Raw genomic sequence first — 24,147 nt, 5'->3', positions numbered from 1 at the left:
GGAAACCTCCGAACGGGGGCGTACGTGCTGATGAGACGAGTCTTACAGCCCTGAGGGCCGCAGCACCAGCGACAACGACTACAGGCCGAGCTCGACCTCGAACTCGCCGGCCTCAAGGATCGCCTTGACCGTGGTCAGGTAACGGGCGGCGTCCGCGCCGTCCACCAGACGGTGGTCGTAGGAGAGCGAGAGGTACGTCATGTCACGGACAGCGATGGTCTCGCCGAGGTCCGGGTGGTTGATGACGACCGGACGCTTCACCGTGGCACCGATGCCGAGGATCGCGGCCTGGTTCGGCGGCACGATGACCGTGTCGAACAGGGCACCGCGCGAACCGGTGTTGGAGACCGTGAAGGTGGCGCCGGACATGTCGTCCGGGGTGAGGCCACCGCCACGGGCCTTGCCGGCCAGCTCGGCGGTCTTCTTGGAGATACCGGCGATGTTCAGGTCGCCCGCACCCTTGATGACCGGCGTCATCAGACCCTTCTCGGCGTCAACGGCGATGCCGATGTTCTCCGAGTCGAAGTACGTGATGGTGCCTTCGTCGTCGTTGATCCGGGCGTTGACGACCGGGTGGGCCTTCAGCGCCTGGGCGGCGGCCTTGACGAAGAACGGCATCGGGGAGAGCTTGACGCCCTCACGGGCCGCGAACGCGTCCTTCGCCTTGGCGCGCAGCTTCATCAGCTTCGTGATGTCGACCTCGACGACCGAGGTCAGCTGGGCCTGCGAGTGCAGCGCCTTCATCATGTTGTCGCCGATGACCTTGCGCATGCGGGTCATCTTGACGGTCTGGCCGCGGAGGGGAGAGGTCTCCAGGGCCGGAGCCTTCGAGGCGGCCGGGGCGGCGGCGGCCGGAGCCGGAGCCGACTTCTTGGCCTCGGCGGCAGCGATGACGTCCTGCTTGCGGATGCGGCCACCGACGCCGGTGCCCTTGACGTCCCCGAGGCTCACGCCGTGCTCGTTCGCGAGCTTGCGGACCAGCGGCGTGACGTACGCGCCGTCGTCCGACGGGGAAGCCGGGGCGGCCGGAGCGGCGGGCGCGGCCGGAGCAGCCGCGGCGGGCTGGGCCGGAGCCGCGGGCTGAGCGGCCGGGGCGGCGGGCTGCGCCGGGGCGGCGGGCTGAGCGGGGGCGGCAGGCTGCGCGGGAGCCGGGGCGGCCTCCTGCTTGGGAGCCTCCTGCTTCGGGGCCTCCTGCTTCGGCGCCTCCTGCTGCGCGGGGGCGGCCGGGGCCTCCTCCTTGGCGGGGGCCGGAGCGGCACCGGGAGCGCCGATGACGGCGAGCTTGGCGCCGACCTCAGCGGTCTCGTCCTCGCCCACGACGATCTCGAGCAGTACGCCCGCGGCCGGGGAGGGGATCTCGGTGTCGACCTTGTCCGTGGAGACCTCGAGCAGGGGCTCGTCCTCCGCGACCTCCTCGCCGACCTCCTTCAGCCAACGGGTGACGGTGCCCTCGGTGACCGACTCGCCCAGTGCGGGCAGCGTGACGTCGGTGCCCTCGGCGGAGCCGCCGGACGGGGCGGGGGCGGCGGGCGCCTCTGCCTGGGCCGGGGCCTCCTGCTGCGGGGCCTCCTGAGCCGGGGCCTCCTCCTGGGCGGGGGCGGCCGGGGCCTCCTCCTGCGCCGGAGCGGCGGAGCCGCCCGCGTCGCCGGAGCCGTCATCGATGACGGCGAGCTCGGCGCCGACCTCGACGGTCTCGTCCTCGGCGACCTTGATGGAGGCCAGGATGCCCGCGGCCGGGGAGGGGATCTCGGTGTCGACCTTGTCGGTCGAGACCTCGAGCAACGGCTCGTCGGCCTCGACGCGCTCGCCCTCGGCCTTCAGCCAACGGGTGACAGTGCCCTCGGTGACGCTCTCGCCGAGCGCCGGAAGGGATACGGAAACCGCCATGGTTTCAGTTGCTCCTTACGAAATTGCGGAAGTCTGTGGTCGTCGCGCCCGTGTGACTGATGGGTCAGTCGTGGGAGTGGAGAGGCTTGCCCGCGAGGGCCAGGTGAGCCTCGCCCATGGCCTCGTTCTGCGTCGGGTGGGCGTGGATGAGCTGGGCGACCTCGGCCGGCAGCGCTTCCCAGTTGTAGATCAGCTGGGCTTCGCCGACCTGCTCGCCCATGCGGTCGCCGACCATGTGGACGCCGACCACGGCACCGTCCTTGACCTGGACGAGCTTGATCTCGCCCGCGGTCTTGAGGATCTTGCTCTTGCCGTTGCCCGCCAGGCTGTACTTGAGGGCGACGACCTTGTCCGCGCCGTAGATCTCCTTGGCCTTGGCCTCGGTGATGCCCACGGAGGCGACCTCGGGGTGGCAGTACGTCACCTTCGGCACGCCGTCGTAGTCGATCGGGACGGTCTTGAGACCGGCCAGGCGCTCCGCCACCAGGATGCCCTCGGCGAAGCCGACGTGCGCGAGCTGGAGCGTCGGCGCCAGGTCGCCCACGGCCGAGACGGTCGGGACGTTGGTCTGCATGTACTCGTCGACGAGGACGAAGCCGCGCTCCATCGCGATGCCCTGCTCCTCGTAGCCGAGACCGGCGGAGACGGGGCCACGGCCGATGGCGACCAGAAGCACCTCGGCGTCGAAGGTCTTGCCGTCGGCGAGAGTCACGCGGACGCCGTCCTGCGTGTACTCGGCCTTCTCGAAGAAGGTGCCGAGGTTGAACTTGATGCCGCGCTTGCGGAACGCGCGCTCAAGAAGCTTCGAGGAGTTCTCGTCCTCGACCGGCACGAGGTGCTTGAGGCCCTCGACCACGGTGACCTCGGCCCCGAAGGACTTCCACGCCGAGGCGAACTCGACGCCGATGACGCCACCGCCCAGGATGATCGCGGACTTCGGCACGCGGTCCAGCTTGAGGGCGTGGTCCGAGGAGATGATGCGGTCGCCGTCGATCTCCAGGCCCGGCAGCGACTTCGGCACGGAGCCGGTCGCGAGGAGCACGTGGCGGCCCTGGATGCGCTGGCCGTTCACGTCCACCGAGGTCGGGGACGAGAGCTTGCCCTCACCCTCGATGTACGTCAGCTTGCGCGAGGCGATGAGTCCCTGCAGGCCCTTGTAGAGGCCGGAGATCACGTCGTCCTTGTACTTGTGGACGGCCGCCATGTCGATGCCTTCGAAGGTGGCCTTCACGCCGAACTGGCCGGCTTCGCGTGCCTGGTCGGCGATCTCGCCGGCGTGCAGCAGCGCCTTCGTCGGGATGCAGCCGTTGTGCAGGCAGGTGCCGCCGACCTTGCCCTTCTCGATCAGGGCGACGTCCAGGCCCAGCTGCGACGCGCGCAGTGCCGCGGCGTAACCGCCGCTACCGCCGCCGAGGATCACTAGGTCGAAAACGGTGCTGGCGTCGTTCGCCACGTCACGTCCTCCATGCATGTGCGCCGTACGCCGGACCCCTTTGCGCGGGGGACGACCGGTCGGTCGGCTGGTATCGGCCGCTCTTGTTTCGGCCCTGTGGTGGGGGCCCTGTCCTGCCGAGAACCCATCTTCGCACTTGTCGGCGGGAGGTGGGACGGCGGGCCGGGCTGTGAGATGTCTGATTCGCCACGTGAGGGCGCTACTCAGGCGTATGAACGTACGGATTTCGTCGAGGGCGAAATCAGGCAGGGCCCGGACATCTGGACGTCCGGGCCCTGCCTGCGTACGACAGATCAGCCGGTCAGCCGAGGTCGCCCGCCGCCGTGCGCTCGGCCAGGCGGACCAGGGTGCGGACCGCGGTGCCGGTGCCGCCCTTGGGCGTGTAGCCGAACGGGCCGCCCTCGTTGAAGGCCGGGCCCGCGATGTCCAGGTGCGCCCAGGTGATGCCCTCGCCGACGAACTCCTGAAGGAAGAGGCCGGCCACCAGACCGCCGCCCATGCGCTCGCCCATGTTGGCGATGTCGGCGGTGGGGGAGTCCATGCCCTTCTTCAGGTGCTCGGGCAGCGGCATCGGCCAGGACGGCTCGCCCGCCTCCTCGGAGGCGTCGTGGATCGCGGCGCGGAACGCGTCGTCGTTGGCCATGATGCCGAAGGTGCGGCTGCCGAGCGCCATCATCATCGCGCCGGTCAGCGTGGCCACGTCGACGATGGCGTCGGGGGCGTCCTCGGAGGCCTTGGCGATCGCGTCGGCCAGGACCAGGCGGCCCTCGGCGTCGGTGTTGAGCACCTCGACGGTCTTGCCGCTGTACATCCGCAGGACGTCGCCGGGGCGGGTCGCGGAGCCGGAGGGCATGTTCTCGGCGAGCGCCAGCCAGCCGGTGACGTTCACCTCCAGGCCCAGGCGCGCGGCGGAGACGACGGCGGCGAAGACGGCGGCGGCGCCGGCCATGTCGCACTTCATGGTCTCGTTGTGACCGGCGGGCTTCAGCGAGATGCCGCCCGAGTCGTACGTGATGCCCTTGCCGACGAAGGCCAGGTGCTTCTTCGCCTTGGACGACGTGTACGAGAGCTTGACCAGGCGCGGCGGGGCCTCCGAGCCGGCGCCGACGCCGAGGATGCCGCCGTAGCCGCCCTTGGTGAGGGCCTTCTCGTCCAGGACCTGGACCTTGATGCCGTGCTCCTTGGCTGCCGCGGAGGCGACCGCGGCGAAGGCCTCGGGGTTCAGATCGTTCGGCGGGGTGTTGATGAGGTCGCGGGCGCGGTTGAGCTCCTCGGACAGGGCGATGGCGCGCTCCACGGCCGCCTTGTACGCCTTGTCGCGGGGCTTGGCGCCGAGCAGGGCGACCTCGGCGAGCGGACCCTTGGCGTCCTTGCCGTTCTTGCCCTTGGTGGCGGAACCATTTTCCTTGTACGCGTCGAAGGAGTACGCGCCGAGCAGCGCGCCCTCGGCGATCGCGCCGGTGTCCTCGGCGTCCTCGGCGGGCAGCGCGAACGCGGCCTTCTTCGAGCCGGACAGGGCGCGCGCGGCGGTACCGGCGGCGCGGCGCAGGGCGTCGGTGCCGTACGTCTCGTCCTTCTCCGGCACCGTGCCGAGGCCGACCGCGAGGACGACCGGAGCCTTGAAGCCGGAGGGCGCGGGGAGCTTGGTCACCTCGCCCTCGGCGCCCGAGGCACCGAGGGTCTCCAGGACGGACGCGAGCTTGCCGTCGTACGCCTTGTCCACGGCCTCGGCGCCCGGCGCGACGACCGGACCCTTGGCGCCCTTCGCGACGCCGACGACGATCGCGTCGGCACGGAGGCCGGATGCGGCGGCAGTGCTGAGAGTCAGAGCAGTCACGGTGGTGAATTCTCGCTTCCGTTGAGTTCCTTGGCCGATGGGGTGGGTCGACCCGCCCGGCGCCAGCCTAGAACGGGCCGGAAGGGCACCGAACATGAGCCTACGCGCGTCGTGCCCATTCGATCGTGTCGGCGCAGATTCATCCGTACGTGTCGCCGCATTTATGTTTCACGGCCGCGTACGCAGACGTGGTTCAGCCGAGGGCAAGGACGACCAGGGCCGTCGTGGCCGCGGTCTCGGCGAGCGCGCCGAAGACGTCGCCGGTGATGCCGCCGAAGCGGCGGACGCAGTGCCGCAGCAGGAGCTCGGCGGCGCCTATCGCGAGGACGACGGCGGCCGCGTACTGCACGGTCTCGTACGTCCCCAAGGGCGCGGCGGCGATGGCTGCCACCGCCACGACGAGCACCGCCACGAGCAGGGCCGCGCCCTGGGAAACCGTTCCTGCCACCGCCGCGCCGAGCCCTTCGGGGCGGGCCGGCGGGACGCCCTTGCGGGCGGCGAGGGTGAGGGCGAGGCGGGCCGCCGCGGCCGAGACGACCGCGGCGAGTGCGCCCCGGCTCCATGAGGCCTCGTACAGCTGGGCGAGTACGGCCACTTGGGCGAGCAGGGTGAGGAGCAGCGTGATGACGCCGAAGGGGCCGACGTCGGACTGCTTCATGATGCGCAGCGCCTGGTCGGCGGGTTTGGCGCTGCCGAGTCCGTCGGCGGTGTCGGCGAGGCCGTCGAGGTGCAGGCCGCGGGTGAGCGTCGCCGGTACGGCGGCGGTGGCTACGGCTGCCGGCAGCGGGCCCGCCCCGAGGGCCATGAGCGCACCGCCGAGCGCGGCGGCACAGAGCCCGATCACGATCCCGGCGAGCGGCGCACAGAGCATCCCGGAGCGGGCGGCTCCGCGGTCCCACCGGGTGACGGTGACGGGAAGCGCGGTAAGAGTGCCGAAGGCAAAGCGAAGACCGTCGGAGGGGGAGGTTCGGGACACGGCGGAAGGTTACCGGGGGCGGCGCCGGGCCTGAACGGTCCCCCGCATCCGCCTCTGGCCGAACGGACCTCTCCCACCCACCCGCCCGTCACCCGGCATCCGCCCCTGGCCGAACGGGCCTTTCCCACCCACCCGCCCGTCACCCGGCATCCGACCCTGGCCGAACGGGCCTTTCCCACCCACCCGCCCGTCACCCGGCATCCGACCCTGAGCGAACGGGCCTTTCCCACCCGCCCGCCCGTCACCCCGCATCCGACCCCGCCCGTTCCGTGGCGGGAGCAGCTGCGGGGAATCGGGTGGGTGGGTGGGGAAGATTCGCCGCGAAGCGGCGACGCAGGGGTCTAGCGGCGACAGCGGCGAGTGGCGGCGGGCAGCGGCGACGTAGGAAAGCCCCCCGCCCGCCCGCAGCGAATGCGGTGGAGAGGTCCCCGGCCGAGGATGGGCCCATGGGTGGATGGTGGGTGAGGAACATTGTGGAGCCGGGGAAGCTTCCGCTTCTGCTGGCCCTGCTCTCCTTCGTCGGCTGCTTCCTCGTCACGAGGACCATCACCCGCCTCATCCGCGCCGGCAAAGGCCCCTTCCGGAACATCAGCTCGGGAGACGTCCACATCCACCACGTCGTGCCCGGCATCTTCCTCTTGCTGGTGGGGGGATTCTGGGCCGTGGCCGCCGGCAGGCACAGCCTCGCCTCGATGTTCGCGGCCGTCATCTTCGGCATCGGCGCAGGCCTCGTACTGGACGAGTTCGCGCTGATCCTCTACCTCGACGACGTCTACTGGAGCGAGCAGGGCCGTAAGAGCGTCGAGGTCGTCATGCTGACCGCGGCCCTGGTGGTGCTCGTGCTCACCGGTTTCACGCCCTTCGGGGTGAACGACCTGACCCCCGAGGAACGCGGCAACCGCGCGGGCTTCGCCCTGAACATCGCCGTCAACTGTTGCTTCGCCCTGATCGCCCTGGCCAAGGGAAAGCTGCGGACGGCCGTGATCGGCATGGTGATCCCGCTGGTCGCGTTGGTCGGCGCGGTCCGCCTCGCCCGCCCGGGATCGGCATGGGCCAGACGCTTCTACCGCAAACGGCACCGCGCCCGCGCCCGAGCGGGCCTGCGGGCCTACCACCACGACAAACGCTGGGCGGGCCCGCGCCGCAAGGTTCAGGACTGGATCGGCGGCAGGCCGGACCCCGAACTGCCCCGCCCGCCACGCCGCTGAAGCACCTCCGAACAGGCGCACAGCACCAGCACGGCCCCGATGGCCGCCAGATGCTCCTTGCCCGCGAGGTTGTTCTTGACGCACACCTCGGCGATCATCACGGCGGTCACGAGCCCCGCCGTGAACCACGCCCGGTAGCGCCAGCACACGTAGACCGCGAGCCCCACCACGGCCGCGGAGGGCCCGGTGTCGACGACCCGCGCGTCGGACGCGGGGAGCCCCAGCGGGCTGCCGGGACCCCACGCGATGCCCACGCGCGCGTAGAGCGTGCCGGCGAGGGTGGCCGCGTAGCCGATGAGGAGCGTGCGCCACCAGCCGACGCAGATCTCCGCGATGCCGAACACCAGCAGGATCTGCGCGAGCGCACCCCAGACGGGCAGGTCGAGCGCGGGCACGAAGAGCGAGAGCGGGGTGCGCAGCAGGGCCAGCCAGAGCGGGTCCTCGGCCCGTACGGAGCCGACGTTCTGCACGAACTGATAGCCCCAGGGCTGGTTCTGCACGAACTGGCAGAGGGCGGTGAGGCAGACGGCGGCCAGCGTCATGGGCGCCGCCCGCCACCGCCGCTCGGAGACGCCGTCGCGTACCGCCGCGTACAGCGGACCCCATTCGGTGCGCGCCAGACGGGTCAGCCGGCCCGCGGCCACGGAACTCATCGTCGGGACTCCAGGTGCTTGCGGTGCAGCCACTTCGGCAGGCCCGGCGCTTCGAGGAAGCCCTCCGCGCGGGCCGACGCGATGCCGATGCGCGGCAGGTCCGCGCTCTTCTCGAAGAGCAGGAAGCGGGGCTCCCAGATCGGGCGGTACTTCGCGTTGGCTCGGTACAGCGACTCGATCTGCCACCACCGCGAGAAGAAGGTGAGCAGCGAGCGCCACAGCCGCAGGACCGGGCCCGCGCCGAGCCGCGAGCCACGTTCGAAGACCGACCTGAACATCGCGAAGTTCAGCGAGACCTGAGTGATCCTGATCTCGGCGGCCCGCTGGAGCAGTTCGATGACCATGAACTCCATCAGGCCGTTCTCGGCGTCGCGGTCACGCCGCATCAGGTCGAGGGAGAGCCCGCGCGGCCCCCATGGTACGAAGGAGAGCAGCGCTCTCAACTCGCCCTCGCCGTCCGTGCATTCGAGCATCACGCACCGCCCATCGGCCGGGTCGCCGAGCCTGCCGAGCGCCATCGAGAAGCCGCGTTCGGTGGCCCCGTCCCGCCAGTCGTCGGCCCGCTCGATGAGGTACGCCATCTCGTCGGCCGGGATGTCCTCGTGACGGCGGATCCGCACCTCGTAACCGGCCCGCTTGACCCGGTTGTACGCCTGGCGGACCGTCCGCATCGCCCGCCCCTCCAGCGTGAACTCGGCGGTCTCGACGATGGCTTCGTCGCCCAGTTCGAGCGCGTCGAGGCCGTGCCGGGCGTAGATCGTGCCCGCCTCCTCGCTCGCTCCCATCACGGCGGGGATCCAGCCGTGCTCGCGGGCGTCGGCGAGCCACGGCTCGATCGCGCCCGGCCAGGCCTCCGGGTCCCCGATGGGGTCACCGGAGGCCAGCGACACACCCCCGATGACCCGGTAGGCGACCGCCGCCTTGGCGCTCGGCGACCACACGACGCTCTTCTCGCGGCGCAGCGCGAAGTAGCCGAGCGAGTCGCGCTCGCCGTACTTGTCGAGGAGTTCGTGCAGTTTGCGCTCGTCGTCCTCGGCGAGCGGGTCGACCGCCTTGCGCGAGCGGAACGCGGCGTACAGGACGGCCAGGAGGAGCAGCGTGCTGAGCACGTTGATGCCGACGTTGACCCAGCCGGGCGTGGTGATCCCCTCGAACCGCCGGTCGTCGGCGGCCAGCGAGACCAGGCGCATCGTGCCGTAGCGCCAGCGGTCGAGGAACGTCGAACGGCTCTCGTCGTGCGCGTGGTTGGTGACCGTGACCAGGAGCGCGGCGAGCAGCGATGCCGCGAGCAGTCCGCCGACGGCGACGGCCGCGGCGAGCTTCGGATTGGAGCGGTCACCCTTGGCGTAGAACTCCCGCCGCCCGACGATCAGCGAGGCGACGAAGGCCGCGGTGAGGACGAGGGAGATCCAGTTCTGCGCGTATCGGCGGATCTCCGGGAAGGCCATCGCGAACGCGAAGAGCAGCAGAAAGAGCCCGCTGAGTACGAGGTTGAGAATCCACGCGGCGCGTTTGCGGCGGCGCATCGTGATGGCCAGGAACATCGTGAACGCACCGGAGGCGAAGCCCGCGGTGAGCAGATACGGCGTGAAGTAGTTCTCGGTGTTGTGCCGTCGCAGATCCTGCCCGAGGGAGACCCAGACCGCGCTCAGGAAGTTGATGAAGGTGACGGCGCGGAGGTACCAGACGCTGAAGGCCGCGGCGAGACGCTGACGGCGCCCGGCAGCATATTGCTCATCTCCCATGAAAAGGGATCATATGGGGCGTGCCGGGCCGCCTCGGCTGTGACCAGCCGCGCCTTCGGGTGCGGTCTACTTCGCTTCGGTCCGGGGGGCCTCTGCCTCCGGAGCAACCTCCGGCTCCGGCGCAGGCGCGACCTCCGGTTCCGGAGCAACCTCCGGCTCCGGGGCAACCTCCGGCTCCGGCTTCCGCTCGGGCAGCTCCGCGGAGAGCGCCGCCGCGGCCCGCACCAGCGGCAGGGCGAGCAGCGCCCCCACGCCCTCGCCGACCTGCACGCCCTGTTCGAGCACCGGGTCGAGCGCCATCCGGTCAAGGGCCTTGGCCTGCGCGGGCTCCCCGCTGTTGTGCCCCGCCAGCCACCAGTCCGGCGCCCGGAAGGCGACGCGCTGGGCCACGAGGGCCGCGGCCGATGCCACCACGCCGTCCAGGACGACCGGCGTGCGGCGCACCGCGCACTGCAGCAGGAACCCGGTCATGGCGGCGATGTCCGCACCGCCCACCGTCGCGAGCAGCTCCAGCTGATCCCCGAGCACGGGCCGGGCCCGTCGCAGCGAGTCCCGTACGGCTGCGCACTTGCGCATCCACGCGAGGTCGTCGATCGGCGCGCCGCCCCGCCCGGTCACCACGGACGCGTCGGTTCCGCACAGGGCGGCGACCAGCGTCGCCGCGGGCGTCGTACCGCCGACGCTCACATCGCCCAGCACGACCAGATCGGTACCGGAGTCCGCCTCCTCGTCGGCGACGGCCATCCCGGCCCGCACCGCGGCCTCGGCCTCCTCCGACGTCAGCGCGTCCTCGATGTCGACGCGCCCCGAGCCGCGCCGCACCCGGTGCCCCGCCACCTCCGCGGGCAGCTCGGCCGGGTCGCAGTCCAGCGCCATGTCGACGACCCGGACGGGCACGTCGAGGCGGCGCGCGAGGACCGCCACGGGGCTGGCGCCGGAGAGCACGCCACGGACGAGCTCGGCCGCGCCACCCGCGGGCCTGGCGGAAACGTCGAGGCCCGCGACCCCGTGGTCACCGGCGAAGAGGATCACGCGCGGTCGCTCGATCGGCTTGACCGGCACCGAGGACTGGGCGGCGGCGAGCCACTCGGCGAGATCGTCCAGGCGGCCGAGCGCTCCGGGCGGCACGCTCTGCCGTTCCCTGCGCTCCTCGGCGTCGCGGCGCACCCCGCCGTCGGGCCGCTCGATCAGGTCGGTGAAGTCGTCGAGATTCAGCGAGCTCATTCGCCGAACAGTACCGGCAGGGCTTGGCGGCGCATCAGACGGCCCGGCCCTCCACGGTGTCGTTGCGTCGGCGCGAATCAACCCTTACGTACCGTTAAGTACGAATTGTCGATCCGCTCGCATCCGCACCGCCCGACGAAGGAGCCTGCCATGCCCATCGACGCAGCCCAGGCCGCCGCCGCTCAGGCCGAGAAGATCCTCGCAGTCCCGTACTCCGCCCGCCGTCACCGGGCACGGGCCCGTGCGATGGGCCGGTTCATCGAGCCGGAGAGCTGGCTGGACGTCGAGACCGGGCACGGGCACTTCCCCGCCGTCGCACAGCAGGTGCACCCGTACACCTCCTTCGACGGCCTCGACCTCACCGGGCGCGTGGAGGAGGGCCGCAGGGCCGGACGCGTGGAGGAGGCCCATCGCGGGCTCCTGTCCGACCTGGCGCCGAAGCTCGCGGGGCGCTACGACGCGCTGAGCATGTTCCACTACCTGGAGCGCAGCGCCGACCCGCGCATCGAACTCATCGCCGCCCGCACGGTGTTGCGCCCCGGCGGCCATCTGATGATCGAGGTCCCCGCCCCGCGCAGCCGGTACGCCAGGCTCCTCGACAAGGGCTGGCTCAGGCCCGAGCCCTACCACCGCATTCCGCTCGCCACCCTGCGGTCCGAGCTCGAAAGCCTCGGCTACACCGTCGTGGCCACCGACCTGCGCGAGCCGCACATCCCCTTCGACCTGACCGCGCGTCTGGCCATCACTCTCGGCCGCATCCGCGCCGCGGCCCGCATCGCGGTCCCGCTCCTGGCCGCCGCGGCCCTGGCCGACCGGATCCTCGCCCCGCTGGTCAGCCGCACCCGGTTCGCCAACGCCTACCGGGTCATCGCGCGCCGGGGCCCCACCGCCTGAGCGGCCGGTTCAGCCGCGCAGCGTGAGTGCCTGGCCCGCCACGACCAGCAGCACGTGCTCGCACTCGGACGCGAACGCCGCGTTCAGACGGCCCAGTTCATCGCGGTACCGGCGGCCCGAAGCGGTTGCGGGGACGATGCCGGAGCCCACCTCGTTCGACACGGCGACGACCGTGCGCCGGGTCGAGCGCACCGCGTCCGTGAGCTCCGAGACCCGCTTGCGCAGGGCACGCTCGCCACCGCCCGCCCATTCGTCGTCGTCCCACGCGTTCACCTCGTCCATGGCGTACGTCAGCCACAGCGAGAGGCAGTCGATGAGCAGGGGAGGGCCGTTCTCGGCGAGCAGCGGCACGAGGTCGCAGGTCTCGGCGGTGCTCCACGACCCGGGCCGCCGCTCACGGTGGGCGCTCACCCGGTCCGCCCACTCCGAGTCGCCGTTCCTGGTCCCGCCGGTGGCCACGTACAGCACCTCGGGGAAGGCCTCCAGGCGCCGCTCGGCCTCCACCGACTTCCCGGACCGGGCGCCGCCGAGTACGAGGGTGCGGCGCGGCACGTCCGGTACGTCCTCATAGGCGCCGACCACCAGCGTCGACCCGTCCGGCACGGCCCGCGCACCGGCGGCGGCCAGCCTGCGGTTCAGTTCCGCGCCGGGCGGCACCTCGTGGCCCAGATGGACGGCTACGACATCCGTGGTCGGCCCGATCGCCCCCGTGGCCCGCAGCCGCGCGAGCCCGTCCGGCCGCCCGACGACATCGGCGACGACCGTCTCGTACGGGGCCTGCTCGTCCGGCAGCCCGGCGGGCGCACCCCCCGGCGGCAGATACAGCAGCCGCTCGCCGTCGGGGCCCGCGACCTCGTACCCCGTACCCGGGTGGTCCATCGCCACCGCGCGCACCCGGTGCCCGGTGAGCAGCGCGAGCTCCCGCCCGTCGGGCACCCGGCCCGGCTGCGGCAGCCCCGCGGGCACCTCCACCGAGGGGCCGTCGTGCGGGTGGGAGAGCAGGACCTGGCGTACACCTGCGAGCGAGTGCCCGGAGCGGGCGGCCGCGAAGGCGGCGCCAGGGGTGAGGTCGAGCAGCAGGACGCCGTCCACCAGAAGCGCGGTGGCGCCGCGCGCCGCGCCGCCGAGCGCGGTCGCACAGGCCGCGCAGGGACAGCCGGGGCGGGGCAGGCCTTCGGGGGCGCCGGTGCCGAGCAGAGTCAGTTCCACAGGAAGATCCTCCCGCGTCGTCGCGAGCGCCGCTCGCCCGGCTAGGCTTCTAGCGGCTCACACAGCTGTCGGACCATCGGGAGGCTGGCATGGCGGCATGGACGTGGCGGTTCGAGAAGGCGGACGGGACTGAGGTCCAGCCGGCTCTGACGCCCGAGGAGTTCACGACTCAGGGGGACGCGGAGTCGTGGATCGGCGAGTACTGGAAAGAGCTCGCCGAAGGAGGCGCCGACCAGGTGTCGCTCTTCGAGGACGCGAACAAGATCTATGGGCCGATGAGCCTGCACGCGCAGGACGCGGCGCAGGAGTGAGCGACGGCTGAGACGCCGAGGGGGTGGCCGCAGTCGCGGCCACCCCCTCGGCGTCGTACCGCCCCTACATCTCGCCCAGCGTGACGTCGGCGCTCTTCTCGGCGCCGTCCCGTACATACGTCACCTGCGCCTTGTCGCCCGGCTTCTCCCCGGCGAGCGCCTCGGAGAGCGAGGTGATCGTGGTGATGCCGGCGCCGCCCATCTTGGTGATGATGTCGCCGGCCTCGATGCCCGCCTTGGCCGCCGCGCCGTCCTTCTGCGCGTTCACGACGGCGACGCCGGCCGGCTTGTAGTCGTCGCCGAGCACGGTGCGGCCCGTGATGCCGAGCGCGGCCCGGCCGGAGTCGGTGACCTTGCCGTCCTCGATGATCTGGTCGGCGATGGTCTTCACCATCGTGGACGGGATCGCGAAGCCGATGCCGGGCGCCGCGCTGTCGCCCATCTGCGGATCGCTCGCGGCGAGCGTCGGAATGCCGATGACCTCGCTGTCCAGGGTGACCAGGGCGCCGCCGCTGTTGCCCGGGTTGATCGCGGCCGACGTCTGCACCATGTTCGCGATGGTGGCCCCGGAGGCGCCGCCCTCCGTGCGGGGCTCGCTGACGGTGCGTCCGGTGGCGGAGATGATGCCCTGCGTGACGCTGGACGACAGGCCGAGCGGCGAACCCATGGCGAGCACGATCTGCCCGACCTCGGCCTTCGTGGAGTCCCCGAACTTCGCCGCCTTGAGCCCGCTCGGCGGGTTGTCGAGCTTGATGACGGCGAGGTCCTGCTCGGGGTAGGAGGCGACGAGCTTCGCGGTGAGCGCCTGTTCCCCGGTGGCCGTCGTGACCTTGAAGGTCCGTTCCTTGCCCACGACATGGGCGTTGGTGACGATGTGGCCCTTGCTGTCGTGGACGACACCGGAGCCGAGGCTGTTGGAGGCTTCGATCTGCACGACCGACGGCAGGACGTCCTTGATCACCTGCTGGTAGTCGTCCTGCAGATCGCTCGCGGCCACGGGCGCGGCCTGCGTGGTGGACTCACCGGAGTCTCCGGACCCGGGGCTCGAGCAGCCGGCGACAAGGAGGCCTGCGGTGACGGCGGCGGCTGCGGCGAAGTGACAGGTGCGCAAGGCATTCATGCCCCGAGTGTCCCGTTTACGCCGTTCTGTCGCTCTGGATGCGGGGCAATCGGGTGGGTGGGCGGGAAAGCTCCGCCGCGAAGCGGCGGTTCAGTCAGTCCCGCACAGCCCCGCAGGGTCAGTCCCGCACGCCGCAGACGTGCAGCAGAGCCGCGACCCGGCGATACGGGTCGGTCCGCCCGGCCCGCTCCTCGGCGGCGAGCAACGCCGCCAACTCCGCTTCCTCCGGAGGCAGAGCCTCGTCCGACGCCTGGTCGGTGAAGACCCGCACCCCGTACCAGGCATGCAGCGGCGCGGCGATCCCCGCGAGCGAAGCGGAAACGGCACCGAGCCGGTCGGCCCGCGCCTCGATGCCGAGCCGATTGCGGTACACCGTGGATTCGAAGGCGGCCATCGCCCCCGCCCAGTCCCCGGCAAGACCCGGCCGCATGGCCAGCGCGTCGGCGTTCCGTACGAGAAGGGAGAGCAGCCCGCCGGGGGCCAGCATCCGGGCCAGGCCCGCGAGGAGCGCGTCCGGCTCCTCGACGTACATCAGGACGCCGTGGCACAGCACGACGTCGAAGCTGCCCGGCAGGAAATGCACCCCGGTCTCGCGCCCGTCGCCCTCGACGATGCGCACCCGCCCCTGGATGCCCTCCGGCTCGGCGCCCAGCGCGGCACGCGCCGCGGCCACCATCGCCGGATCCTGCTCGACGCCCGTCACCTTGTGCCCGGCACGGGCGAGCCGCAGCGCCTGCGTGCCCTGGCCCATGCCCACGTCGAGCACGCGCAGCCGCTGCCCCACGGGGAAGCGCCCGGCTATCTGCTCGTCGAGCTGCCGGGTCACCAGCTCCTGGCGTACGGCGTTACGAAGGCCGCCCAGCTTCTGAAGCCATGCGGCGGCCCCGCCGGCGAATCCGCTCAGGGCCGTTCTCCGCGCTTGACCTGCGGCTTCGGCAGCCGCAGCCGGCGCATCTGGAGCGTACGCATCAGGGCGTAGGCGACGGCGCCCTTCTTGCTCACGTCCGGGAAGCGCTCGGCGAGACGCTTCTTCAGGCGGAACGCCGTCGTCACCGAGTCCACGATGATCAGGACGATCACGAAGAGCCAGAGCAGCAGCGCGATGTTCTGCAGCTGCGGGATGCGGACCATGCTCAGTACGAGGATGATCACCGCGAGCGGCAGGAAGAACTCGGCGATGCAGAACCGCGAGTCGACGAAGTCACGCGCGAACTTGCGCACGGGCCCCTTGTCGCGGGCGGGCAGATAGCGCTCGTCACCGCTGGCGAGCGCCTGGCGCTGCTTGTCCATCTGGACGCGGCGTTCGTCGCGCTGCCGCTTCGCCGCCTCCTTGCGCGTCACAGGCGTGTTGGCCACGCTGCGGCGCTGGGTCTGGGCCTCACTGCGCTTGGGCGTGGGGCGGCCCTTCGGGGCCTCGGGGTCACGGGGCTGCTGGGAGTCGGTCACCGGGGCCTTGGCTACCGGGGCCTTCTCGTCCTTGGATCGGCTACGGAACACAAAACCCAAGGGTACGGGGTGCGGACGTGTGGACCGCCGCCCTATGGGGAACGATCCGGCAACACCGGGCGTCTTGATTGTGTGGGTAGGGGGACGTTCCGTGTGGTTTACAAGCGGTTTCCGGGCCCTTCCCGGGGGTGCACCTACTCCCTACGCCTGAGCCCGGCCGGGCACAGTCGTCCTTGGGGATGAGCGCATCCGCACGCGAACAGTGCGGTAATGGATGCAGGGCCCGTACTGTGGGTTCTGAGCAGTACCTGGAGCTGGAAGTCCGTCAGAAGGGGGCGCGCGAAGCCCATGAGCGGTGTCATGAAGCGTATGGGGATGATCTTCCGCGCGAAGGCGAACAAGGCCCTTGACCGGGCCGAGGACCCGCGCGAAACCCTCGATTACTCGTACCAGAAGCAGCTCGAGCTGCTGCAGAAGGTGCGCCGCGGTGTCGCCGATGTGGCGACCTCGCGCAAGCGCCTCGAGCTGCAGCTGAGCCAGCTCCAGAAGCAGTCCTCCACCCTCGAGGACCAGGGCCGCAAGGCCCTCGCCCTCGGCCGTGAGGACCTCGCCCGTGAGGCGCTCTCGCGCCGTGCGGCGCTTCAGCAGCAGGTGACCGACCTGGAGACGCAGCACCAGACGCTCCAGGGCGAGGAGGAGAAGCTCACCCTCGCGGCGCAGCGCCTCCAGGCCAAGGTCGACGCCTTCCGCACGAAGAAGGAGACGATCAAGGCCACGTACACCGCAGCCCAGGCGCAGACCCGGATCGGTGAGGCCTTCTCGGGCATCTCCGAGGAGATGGGCGACGTCGGCATGGCCATCCAGCGTGCCGAGGACAAGACCGCGCAGCTCCAGGCGCGGGCGGGTGCGATCGACGAGCTCCTGGCTTCCGGGGCCCTCGACGACTCCTCCGGACTGGCCAAGGACGACATCCAGTCCGAGCTGGATCGCCTCTCCGGTGGTACTGATGTAGAGCTGGAACTGCAGCGGATGAAGGCGGAACTGGCCGGCGGTTCGACGTCGAAGCAGGCCATCGAGCCGGGTCAGGGCCAGCCGCAGACCAAGGAGCCGCAGGACACCCCGCGCTTCGACAAGCAGTAGGGCCCTACACAGCACACCGCTCACGTCCGAGGAGGGCGACATGATCGTACGGATCATGGGGGAGGGGCAGGTGAAGCTGGCCGACAGCCACTTCACCGAACTGAACAAGCTGGACGACGAGTTGCTCGCCGAGATGGAGAGCGGCGACGAGTCCGGCTTCCGCAGGACGCTGGGCGCGTTGCTGGACAAGGTCCGGGAACTGGGCGAGGCCTTGCCGGACGACGCGCTCGAACCCTCGGAACTGATCCTCCCCGCGCCGGACGCGACCCTGGACGAGGTCCGGGAGATGCTGAGCGACGACGGCTTGATCCCTGGTTAGACACTGGATGCGGGGCAATCGGGTGGGTGGGCGGTAAGGATCCGGCGCGAAGCGGCGGGCCAGGACGCCCAAGTAGTCGGAGCTCAGCCATGACAAAGGGCGGGGCAAGGCGTGACCACTCTCGTGCGAGGCCGCTGCTGGGCCAAGGCGCATCCCCTGGCTGTGGACGCCGCCCTCGCGGCAGCCGTCCTCGTGTGCATGGTCATCGGTTCCTTCGTGGAGCCGTACGGCCACGACGGCGGCCCCACGTGGGGCACGCGCTCCCCAGGCACGCTCAGCCTCGTCCTGATGCTGCTCGGCGCCACCGCCCTGGTCTTCCGCCGCCGAGCCCCCTGGGTGGTCCTCGCGGCGACCTGCACCGTCTCCGTGGTCGACCTCATCACCGGAGAGTTCCGCGGCGCCGTCGTGATGAGCGCGGTCATCGCCCTCTACACCGTCGCCGCCACCACGAACCGCCCCACCACCTGGCGCGTCGGCGTCGTCACCATCACCGGCCTCACCGGCGTCGCGATGCTGGCGGGACCGCTGCCCTGGTACGCCCAGGAGAACCTCGGCATCTTCGCCTGGACCGGCATGGCCGCGGCCGCCGGTGACGCCGTCCGCAGCCGCCGCGCCTTCGTGGACGCCATACGCGAGCGCGCCGAACGCGCCGAACGCACCCGCGAGGAGGAGGCCCGGCGCCGTGTCGCCGAGGAGCGGCTGCGTATCGCCCGCGACCTGCACGACGTGGTCGCCCACCACATCGCCCTCGTCAACGTCCAGGCGGGAGTCGCGGCCCACGTCATGGACAAGCGGCCGGACCAGGCCAAGGAAGCCCTCTCCCACGTACGGGACGCCAGCCGCTCCGCGCTCAACGAACTGCGCGCCACCGTAGGCCTGTTGCGGCAGACCGGCGACCCCGAGGCACCCACCGAGCCGGCCCCGGGCCTCGCCCGCCTCGACGACCTCGTCGAGACCTTCCGGCACGCGGGCCTCCCCGTGGAGGTGACTTGCGACGACACGGTCGCCGACCTGCCCGCCGGGGTCGATCTGGCCGCGTACCGCATCATCCAGGAAGCCCTCACGAACGTGCAGAAGCACGCGGGCGTGGGCGCCAAGGCCGAGGTCAGCGTCATCCGCGTGGGGCCGAACGCCGAGGTCACGATCCTGGACGACGGCGGGGGCGAGAAGAAGGAACCGGCCGGCGAGGGCGACGGCGGGGGGCACGGCCTCCTCGGCATGCGCGAGCGCGTCAGCGCCCTGAACGGCCGTTGCACCGCCGGACCCCGCTACGGCGGCGGCTTCCGCGTCCATGCGATCCTGCCGGTCACGGCAACGCCGGTCAGCCCGGCAGAGGGAGGGACCGCGTGACGATCCGGGTGCTGCTCGCCGACGATCAGGCCTTGCTGCGCAGCGCGTTCAAGGTGCTCGTCGACTCCGAGCCCGACATGGAGGTCGTCGCCGAGGCGTCGGACGGCGCCGAGGCCGTCGAGCTCGCCAAGTCGCGGGCGGCCGACGTCGTCCTGATGGACATCCGCATGCCCGGCACGGACGGCCTCGCCGCCACCCGCCTGATCAGCTCCGACCCCGCCCTGGCCCACGTACGCGTGGTCATGCTGACGACCTTCGAGGTCGACGAGTACGTGGTGCAGTCGTTGCGCGCCGGCGCCTCCGGCTTCCTCGGCAAGGGCGCGGAGCCGGACGAACTGCTCGGCGCGATCCGGATCGCGGCCGCGGGCGACGCTCTGCTCTCCCCGGTGGCGACGAAGGGCCTGATCGCCAAGTTCCTCGCGCAGGGCGAGAGTCCGGACGATGACGGCGGGGCGCGCGGCGAGCGGCTCGACGCGCTCACCGGCCGTGAGCGGGAGGTCCTGGTCCAGGTCGCGGGCGGGCACTCGAACGACGAGATCGCCGAGCGCCTGGAAGTCAGCCCGCTCACCGTGAAGACCCACGTGAACCGTGCGATGGCGAAGCTGGGCGCCCGCGACCGGGCACAACTCGTCGTCATTGCCTACGAATCGGGCCTGGTACGTCCAAGGGTGGAGTGATTGCGGAAGCGACGTACTGCACCCGCAGTATGCGCCGCATAAGAACGGGTCCTCGGAGTGACGATTCATGCCCTGGACATGGCAGATCGTGTAGGGGGCACCGGCTGGCCGGTGCCCGTTCCTGCGCAGTACGCCACAGAGAGAGACCACCATGTCCTGGCTGTCCCGGTTCAGCCTCGCCCAACGGGCCCTGATCGGGCTGATATCCATCATCGCGCTGGTCTTCGGCGCGATCGCGATCCCTCAGCTCAAGCAGCAGCTGCTGCCCTCCATCGAACTCCCGATGGTGTCCGTCCTGGCCCCTTACCAGGGCGCGTCCCCCGATGTGGTCGAAAAGCAGGTCGTCGAACCGCTCGAATCCTCCATCGACGCGGTCGACGGCATCACCGGCATCACCTCCACGGCGAGCGAGGGCAACGCCGTGATCATGGCCCAGTTCGACTACGGCAGCGGCTCCAAGCAGCTCGTCGCCGACGTCCAGCAGGCCGTGAACCGCGCCGGGGCCCAGCTCCCCGACGACGTGGACCCGCAGGTCATCGCGGGCTCCACCGACGACATCCCGACCGTGGTCCTCTCCGTCACCTCCGACAAGGACCAGCAGGCGCTCTCCAACCGGCTCGACACCACCGTCGTCCCGGCCCTGGAGGACATCGACGGCGTCGCCCAGGTCACCGTCGACGGCGTGCGCGACCTCCAGGTCGACGTCACCCCCGACGACAGGAAGCTGGCCAAGGCGGGCCTCACCCCGGCCGCGCTCGGCCAGGCGCTCCAGACCGGCGGCGCCACGCTCCCCGCGGGCTCCTTCGACGAGGACGGCAAGAACCGCACCGTCCAGGTCGGCGGCGGCTTCACGTCCCTGAAGCAGATCCAGGACCTGATGGTCACCCCCGAGGCCAAGCCGGGCTCGTCGGCGGGCGCGGGCAAGCCGGTGCGACTCGGCGACCTCGCCACGGTGAAGCAGCAGCCGTCGGACGCCACGTCCATCACCCGCACCAACGGCAAGCCCAGCCTCGCCGTGGCGGTCACGATGGACCAGGACGGCAGCGCCGTCGCCATCTCCGACGCGGTCAAGGACAAGCTCCCCGACCTGCGCAAGGACCTGGGCGCGGGCTCGGACCTGACGGTCGCCAGCGACCAGGGCCCGGCGGTCTCCAAGTCCATCGACGGCCTCACCACCGAGGGCGCCCTCGGCCTGGTTTTCGCGGTCCTGGTCATCCTGGTCTTCCTGGCGTCGATCCGCTCGACGCTGGTCACCGCGGTCTCCATCCCGCTCTCCGTCGTGCTCGCCCTGATCGTGCTGTGGACGCGGGACCTCTCCCTCAACATGCTCACGCTCGGCGCGCTGACCATCGCCATCGGCCGTGTCGTCGACGACTCGATCGTGGTCCTGGAGAACATCAAGCGCCACCTCGGATACGGCGAGGAGCGCGAGGCCGCGATCATCACGGCCGTCAAGGAGGTCGCGGGCGCCGTGACCTCCTCGACCCTGACGACCGTCGCCGTCTTCCTGCCGATCGGCCTGGTCGGCGGCATGGTGGGCGAGCTCTTCGGCTCCTTCTCGCTGACGGTCACGGCGGCGCTCCTGGCCTCCCTGCTCGTCTCGCTGACGGTCGTGCCGGTCCTCTCGTACTGGTTCCTGCGTCCCCCCAAGGACGTCCGCGGCGCCGACCCGGAGGAGGCCCGCCGCAAGGCCGAGGAGAAGGAGGCCAAGAGCAGGCTCCAGCGCTTCTACGTCCCCGTGCTCCGCTTCGCGACCCGGCGCCGCTTCACCAGCCTCGTCATCGCGATCGTGGTCCTCGTGGGCACGTTCGGCATGGCACCGCTGTTGAAGACCAACTTCTTCGACCAGGGCGAGCAGGAAGTCCTGACCATCAAGCAGGAGTTGAAGCCGGGCACCAGCCTGGCCGCGTCCGACGCATCGGCCAAGAAGGTCGAGAAGATGCTGGACGGCCTCGACGAGATCAAGGACTACCAGGTCACGGTCGGTTCCTCCGGTTTCATGGCCGCCTTCGGCGGCTCCACGGACACCAACCAGGCCTCGTACACCCTGACGCTCAAGGACAAGTCCTCGTACGACAAGACGCAGGACAAGGTCGAGGAGGAGCTCGGCAAGCTGTCGGGCATCGGCCAGACGTCCATCGCGGCCGGTGACGGCTTCGGCAGCCAGGACCTGAGCGTGGTCGTCAAGGCCGCCGACGGCGACGTGCTGCGCAAGGCGTCCGACGAGGTGCGTGACGAGGTCGCGAAGATCGACGACGTCACGGACGTCCAGAGCGACCTGTCGCAGAGCATCCCGCGCATCTCGGTCAAGGCCAACGCCAAGGCCGCGGCGGCCGGTTTCAACGACACCACCCTCGGCCAGGCCGTCGCCCAGGCGGTCCGCGGCACCCAGAGCGGCAAGGCGATCCTGGACGACAGCGAGCGCGACGTCGTGGTGAAGTCCGCGAAGCCGGCGAAGACCCTCGCCCAGCTGCGCGCGCTGGACCTCGGCTCCGTGAAGCTCGGCGACATCGCCTCGGTCAAGCTGGTCGACGGCCCGGTCTCCATGACCCGCATCGACGGCGCCCGCGCCGCGACGATCACCGCGAAGCCGACCGGTGAGAACACCGGCGCGGTCAGCGCCGACCTCACCAAGAAGCTCGACGCGCTGAAGCTGCCGGACGGCGCCACGGCGTCCATCGGCGGTGTCTCCGAGGACCAGGACGAGGCGTTCGCCTCGCTGGGCCTCGCGATGCTGGCGGCGATCGCGATCGTCTTCATGCTGCTCGTGGCGACGTTCCGCTCGCTCGTCCAGCCGCTGATCCTGCTGGTCTCGATCCCGTTCGCGGCCACGGGCGCCATCGGCCTCCTCATCGCGACGGACACCCCGATGGGCGTACCGGCGATGATCGGCATGCTGATGCTGATCGGCATCGTGGTGACGAACGCGATCGTCCTGATCGACCTGATCAACCAGTACCGCAGGCAGGGCCACGGCGTGGTCGAGGCAGTCATCGAGGGCGGTCGCCACCGCCTCCGCCCGATCCTGATGACGGCCCTGGCGACGATCTTCGCCCTGCTCCCGATGGCCCTCGGCATCACGGGCGAGGGCGGCTTCATCGCCCAGCCGCTCGCGGTGGTGGTCATCGGCGGCCTGATCACGTCGACGCTCCTGACCCTCCTCCTCGTCCCGACGCTGTACGCGATGGTGGAGCTCCGCAAGGAGAAGAGGCGCGCGAAGCGCGAGGCGAAGCGGGCGAAAAAGGCGGGCGTCCCGCCGCAGGCGGAAGCGGACTCAGGGGATCAGGAGCCCGCGAAGGTCTAGCACCACCCGCAAGGAGCACAGAACGAGGTAAGGGGCACCCGGCAATGCCGGGTGCCCCTTACGCACATGCAGCAGGCCTACGGCAGGGCCAGCATCCGCTCAAGGGCCAGCTTCGCGAACTGCTCCGTCTCGCGGTCGACCTCGATCTGGTTGACCAGCTTGCCGTCGGCCAGGGATTCGAGCGCCCAGACCAGGTGCGGCAGGTCGATGCGGTTCATGGTCGAGCAGAAGCAGACCGTCTTGTCGAGGAAGACGATCTCCTTGTCCTCCGCGGCGAAACGGTTCGCCAGGCGGCGTACGAGGTTCAGCTCGGTCCCGATCGCCCACTTGGAACCGGCGGGAGCCGCCTCCAGAGTCTGGATGATGTGCTCCGTGGAGCCCACGTAGTCCGCGGCGGCGACGACCTCGTGCTTGCACTCGGGGTGCACCAGGACGTTCACGCCGGGAATCCGCGCACGCACGTCCTCCACGGACTCCAGCGAGAAGCGCCCGTGCACCGAGCAGTGCCCGCGCCACAGGATCATCTTCGCGTCCCGCAGCTGCTGAGGCGTCAGGCCGCCGTTCGGCTTGTGCGGGTTGTAGAGCACGCAGTCGTCGAGCGAGAGGCCCATGTCGCGGACCGCGGTGTTCCGGCCGAGGTGCTGGTCGGGCAGGAAAAGCACCTTCTCGCCCTGCTCATAGGCCCACTCCAGGGCCCGCTTGGCGTTGGACGAGGTGCAGATCGTCCCGCCGTGCTTGCCGGTGAAGGCCTTGATGTCGGCCGACGAGTTCATGTACGAGACGGGCACGACCTGCTCGGATATCCCGGCGTCGGCCAGCACGTCCCAGCACTCCGCGACCTGCTCGGCGGTGGCCATGTCGGCCATCGAACAGCCGGCGGCCAGGTCGGGCAGGACGACCTTCTGGTCGTCGGTGGTCAGGATGTCCGCGGACTCGGCCATGAAGTGCACGCCGCAGAAGACGATGTACTCCGCCTCCGGCTTGGCGGCCGCGTCCTTGGCCAGCTTGAAGGAGTCGCCGGTGACATCCGCGAACTGGATGACCTCGTCGCGCTGGTAGTGGTGGCCGAGCACGAAGACCTTGTCGCCGAGCTTCTCCTTGGCGGCGCGTGCGCGCTCCACCAGGTCCGGGTCGGAGGGTGACGGCAGATCGCCGGGGCACTCCACACCGCGCTCGCTCTTGGGGTCGGCCTCGCGGCCGAGCAGCAGGAGGGCGAGCGGTGTGGGCTGTACATCGAGGTCCACGAGGTCCGCGGGGGACTGGGCGGTGGTCACGACACGCACCCTTTCTGAAGGTGATGAGCGCGGCGGCAGCCGCTCCGGTGGAGCCGGTGCTAGCACCGGGGAGCCTTTTCGTCTAATTGACGTTATCTATCATAACCGCTTCACGTCAGT

At 70.8% G+C, this 24,147-nt stretch carries 20 protein-coding genes; 8 read left to right on the top strand and 12 right to left on the bottom strand.

Annotation, left to right across the window (positions count from 1 at the left end):
- Positions 1–78: 78 nt before the first annotated feature.
- The 4 genes from sucB to ACIBCK_RS02230 all read right to left on the bottom strand — a co-directional run bounded on the left by sucB (position 79) and on the right by ACIBCK_RS02230 (position 6,153).
- Entirely contained in the window at positions 79–1,887 is a 1,809-nt protein-coding gene (sucB, locus tag ACIBCK_RS02245; RefSeq protein WP_399386179.1) for a 2-oxoglutarate dehydrogenase, E2 component, dihydrolipoamide succinyltransferase, read from the bottom strand.
- Between the two features lie 64 nt (positions 1,888–1,951).
- The gene (gene lpdA, locus ACIBCK_RS02240) at positions 1,952–3,340 is read right to left on the bottom strand and encodes a dihydrolipoyl dehydrogenase (RefSeq protein WP_367041148.1); all 1,389 of its coding nucleotides are present in this window, start codon (positions 3,338–3,340) and stop codon (positions 1,952–1,954) included.
- A gap of 301 nt (positions 3,341–3,641) precedes the next feature.
- Positions 3,642–5,177 (bottom strand): leucyl aminopeptidase, encoded by a 1,536-nt coding sequence (locus tag ACIBCK_RS02235; RefSeq protein ID WP_399386178.1) that lies wholly within the window; start codon positions 5,175–5,177, stop codon positions 3,642–3,644.
- Between the two features lie 193 nt (positions 5,178–5,370).
- A complete protein-coding gene (locus tag ACIBCK_RS02230; RefSeq protein WP_399386177.1) occupies positions 5,371–6,153 on the bottom strand; it encodes an adenosylcobinamide-GDP ribazoletransferase in 783 nt (260 codons plus the stop codon).
- A gap of 446 nt (positions 6,154–6,599) precedes the next feature.
- Between ACIBCK_RS02230 and ACIBCK_RS02225 the strand changes: the two genes are divergently transcribed.
- Positions 6,600–7,361 carry a hypothetical protein gene (locus ACIBCK_RS02225; RefSeq protein ID WP_399386176.1) on the top strand — a complete coding sequence of 254 codons (762 nt, stop codon included), beginning with the start codon at positions 6,600–6,602 and terminating at the stop codon, positions 7,359–7,361.
- Here the strand turns inward: ACIBCK_RS02225 and ACIBCK_RS02220 are convergent.
- The 3 genes from ACIBCK_RS02220 to cobT all read right to left on the bottom strand — a co-directional run bounded on the left by ACIBCK_RS02220 (position 7,304) and on the right by cobT (position 10,983).
- A complete protein-coding gene (locus ACIBCK_RS02220; RefSeq protein ID WP_399386175.1) occupies positions 7,304–8,014 on the bottom strand; it encodes a hypothetical protein in 711 nt (236 codons plus the stop codon). The genes ACIBCK_RS02225 and ACIBCK_RS02220 overlap by 58 nt on opposite strands.
- On the bottom strand, positions 8,011–9,759 hold the full coding sequence (locus tag ACIBCK_RS02215; protein WP_399386174.1) for a phosphatidylglycerol lysyltransferase domain-containing protein: 1,749 nt from the start codon (positions 9,757–9,759) through the stop codon (positions 8,011–8,013). The genes ACIBCK_RS02220 and ACIBCK_RS02215 overlap by 4 nt, the downstream gene beginning before the upstream one ends.
- Positions 9,760–9,825: 66 nt before the next feature.
- Positions 9,826–10,983 carry a nicotinate-nucleotide--dimethylbenzimidazole phosphoribosyltransferase gene (gene cobT / locus ACIBCK_RS02210; RefSeq protein ID WP_399386173.1) on the bottom strand — a complete coding sequence of 386 codons (1,158 nt, stop codon included), beginning with the start codon at positions 10,981–10,983 and terminating at the stop codon, positions 9,826–9,828.
- Positions 10,984–11,133: 150 nt separating this feature from the next.
- Between cobT and ACIBCK_RS02205 the strand changes: the two genes are divergently transcribed.
- Positions 11,134–11,877 carry a class I SAM-dependent methyltransferase gene (locus ACIBCK_RS02205; RefSeq protein WP_399386172.1) on the top strand — a complete coding sequence of 248 codons (744 nt, stop codon included), beginning with the start codon at positions 11,134–11,136 and terminating at the stop codon, positions 11,875–11,877.
- A 9-nt stretch (positions 11,878–11,886) separates the two neighbouring features.
- Here ACIBCK_RS02205 and ACIBCK_RS02200 read toward each other — a convergent pair whose 3' ends face one another.
- On the bottom strand, positions 11,887–13,086 hold the full coding sequence (locus tag ACIBCK_RS02200; RefSeq protein WP_399386171.1) for a bifunctional adenosylcobinamide kinase/adenosylcobinamide-phosphate guanylyltransferase: 1,200 nt from the start codon (positions 13,084–13,086) through the stop codon (positions 11,887–11,889).
- Positions 13,087–13,175: 89 nt separating this feature from the next.
- Between ACIBCK_RS02200 and ACIBCK_RS02195 the strand changes: the two genes are divergently transcribed.
- On the top strand, positions 13,176–13,397 hold the full coding sequence (locus tag ACIBCK_RS02195) for a hypothetical protein (RefSeq protein ID WP_367041130.1): 222 nt from the start codon (positions 13,176–13,178) through the stop codon (positions 13,395–13,397).
- Between the two features lie 64 nt (positions 13,398–13,461).
- Here ACIBCK_RS02195 and ACIBCK_RS02190 read toward each other — a convergent pair whose 3' ends face one another.
- The 3 genes from ACIBCK_RS02190 to ACIBCK_RS02180 form a co-directional block, all read right to left on the bottom strand.
- On the bottom strand, positions 13,462–14,517 hold the full coding sequence (locus tag ACIBCK_RS02190; protein ID WP_399386170.1) for a S1C family serine protease: 1,056 nt from the start codon (positions 14,515–14,517) through the stop codon (positions 13,462–13,464).
- 118 nt (positions 14,518–14,635) lie between these two features.
- Positions 14,636–15,343, bottom strand: coding sequence for a class I SAM-dependent methyltransferase (locus ACIBCK_RS02185; protein WP_399386169.1), 708 nt, complete (start codon positions 15,341–15,343; stop codon positions 14,636–14,638).
- A gap of 74 nt (positions 15,344–15,417) precedes the next feature.
- Complete coding sequence (locus ACIBCK_RS02180) at positions 15,418–16,092, bottom strand: DUF3043 domain-containing protein (RefSeq protein ID WP_399387192.1); 675 nt, start codon at positions 16,090–16,092, stop codon at positions 15,418–15,420.
- Between the two features lie 219 nt (positions 16,093–16,311).
- On the opposite strand from ACIBCK_RS02180, the gene ACIBCK_RS02175 reads away from it, so the two are divergent.
- From ACIBCK_RS02175 to ACIBCK_RS02155, 5 genes are all read left to right on the top strand, one after another.
- A complete protein-coding gene (locus tag ACIBCK_RS02175; RefSeq protein WP_399386168.1) occupies positions 16,312–17,103 on the top strand; it encodes a PspA/IM30 family protein in 792 nt (263 codons plus the stop codon).
- Between the two features lie 40 nt (positions 17,104–17,143).
- Positions 17,144–17,422, top strand: coding sequence for a hypothetical protein (locus ACIBCK_RS02170; protein WP_399386167.1), 279 nt, complete (start codon positions 17,144–17,146; stop codon positions 17,420–17,422).
- A 111-nt stretch (positions 17,423–17,533) separates the two neighbouring features.
- The gene (locus ACIBCK_RS02165) at positions 17,534–18,772 is read left to right on the top strand and encodes a sensor histidine kinase (RefSeq protein WP_399386166.1); all 1,239 of its coding nucleotides are present in this window, start codon (positions 17,534–17,536) and stop codon (positions 18,770–18,772) included.
- On the top strand, positions 18,769–19,449 hold the full coding sequence (locus ACIBCK_RS02160; RefSeq protein WP_399386165.1) for a response regulator: 681 nt from the start codon (positions 18,769–18,771) through the stop codon (positions 19,447–19,449). The genes ACIBCK_RS02165 and ACIBCK_RS02160 overlap by 4 nt, the downstream gene beginning before the upstream one ends.
- Positions 19,450–19,600: 151 nt before the next feature.
- Entirely contained in the window at positions 19,601–22,753 is a 3,153-nt protein-coding gene (locus tag ACIBCK_RS02155) for an efflux RND transporter permease subunit (protein ID WP_399386164.1), read from the top strand.
- Between the two features lie 77 nt (positions 22,754–22,830).
- Here the strand turns inward: ACIBCK_RS02155 and nadA are convergent, their stop codons facing one another.
- A complete protein-coding gene (gene nadA / locus ACIBCK_RS02150; RefSeq protein WP_399386163.1) occupies positions 22,831–24,036 on the bottom strand; it encodes a quinolinate synthase NadA in 1,206 nt (401 codons plus the stop codon).
- Between the last annotated feature and the right edge of the window lie 111 nt (positions 24,037–24,147).

This window comes from Streptomyces sp. NPDC051218 (genome assembly GCF_044455475.1).
Lineage (GTDB): Bacteria > Actinomycetota > Actinomycetes > Streptomycetales > Streptomycetaceae > Streptomyces.
Note: the sequence above shows the minus strand (reverse complement) of the source record. Positions and strands in the feature narration are given on the sequence as shown.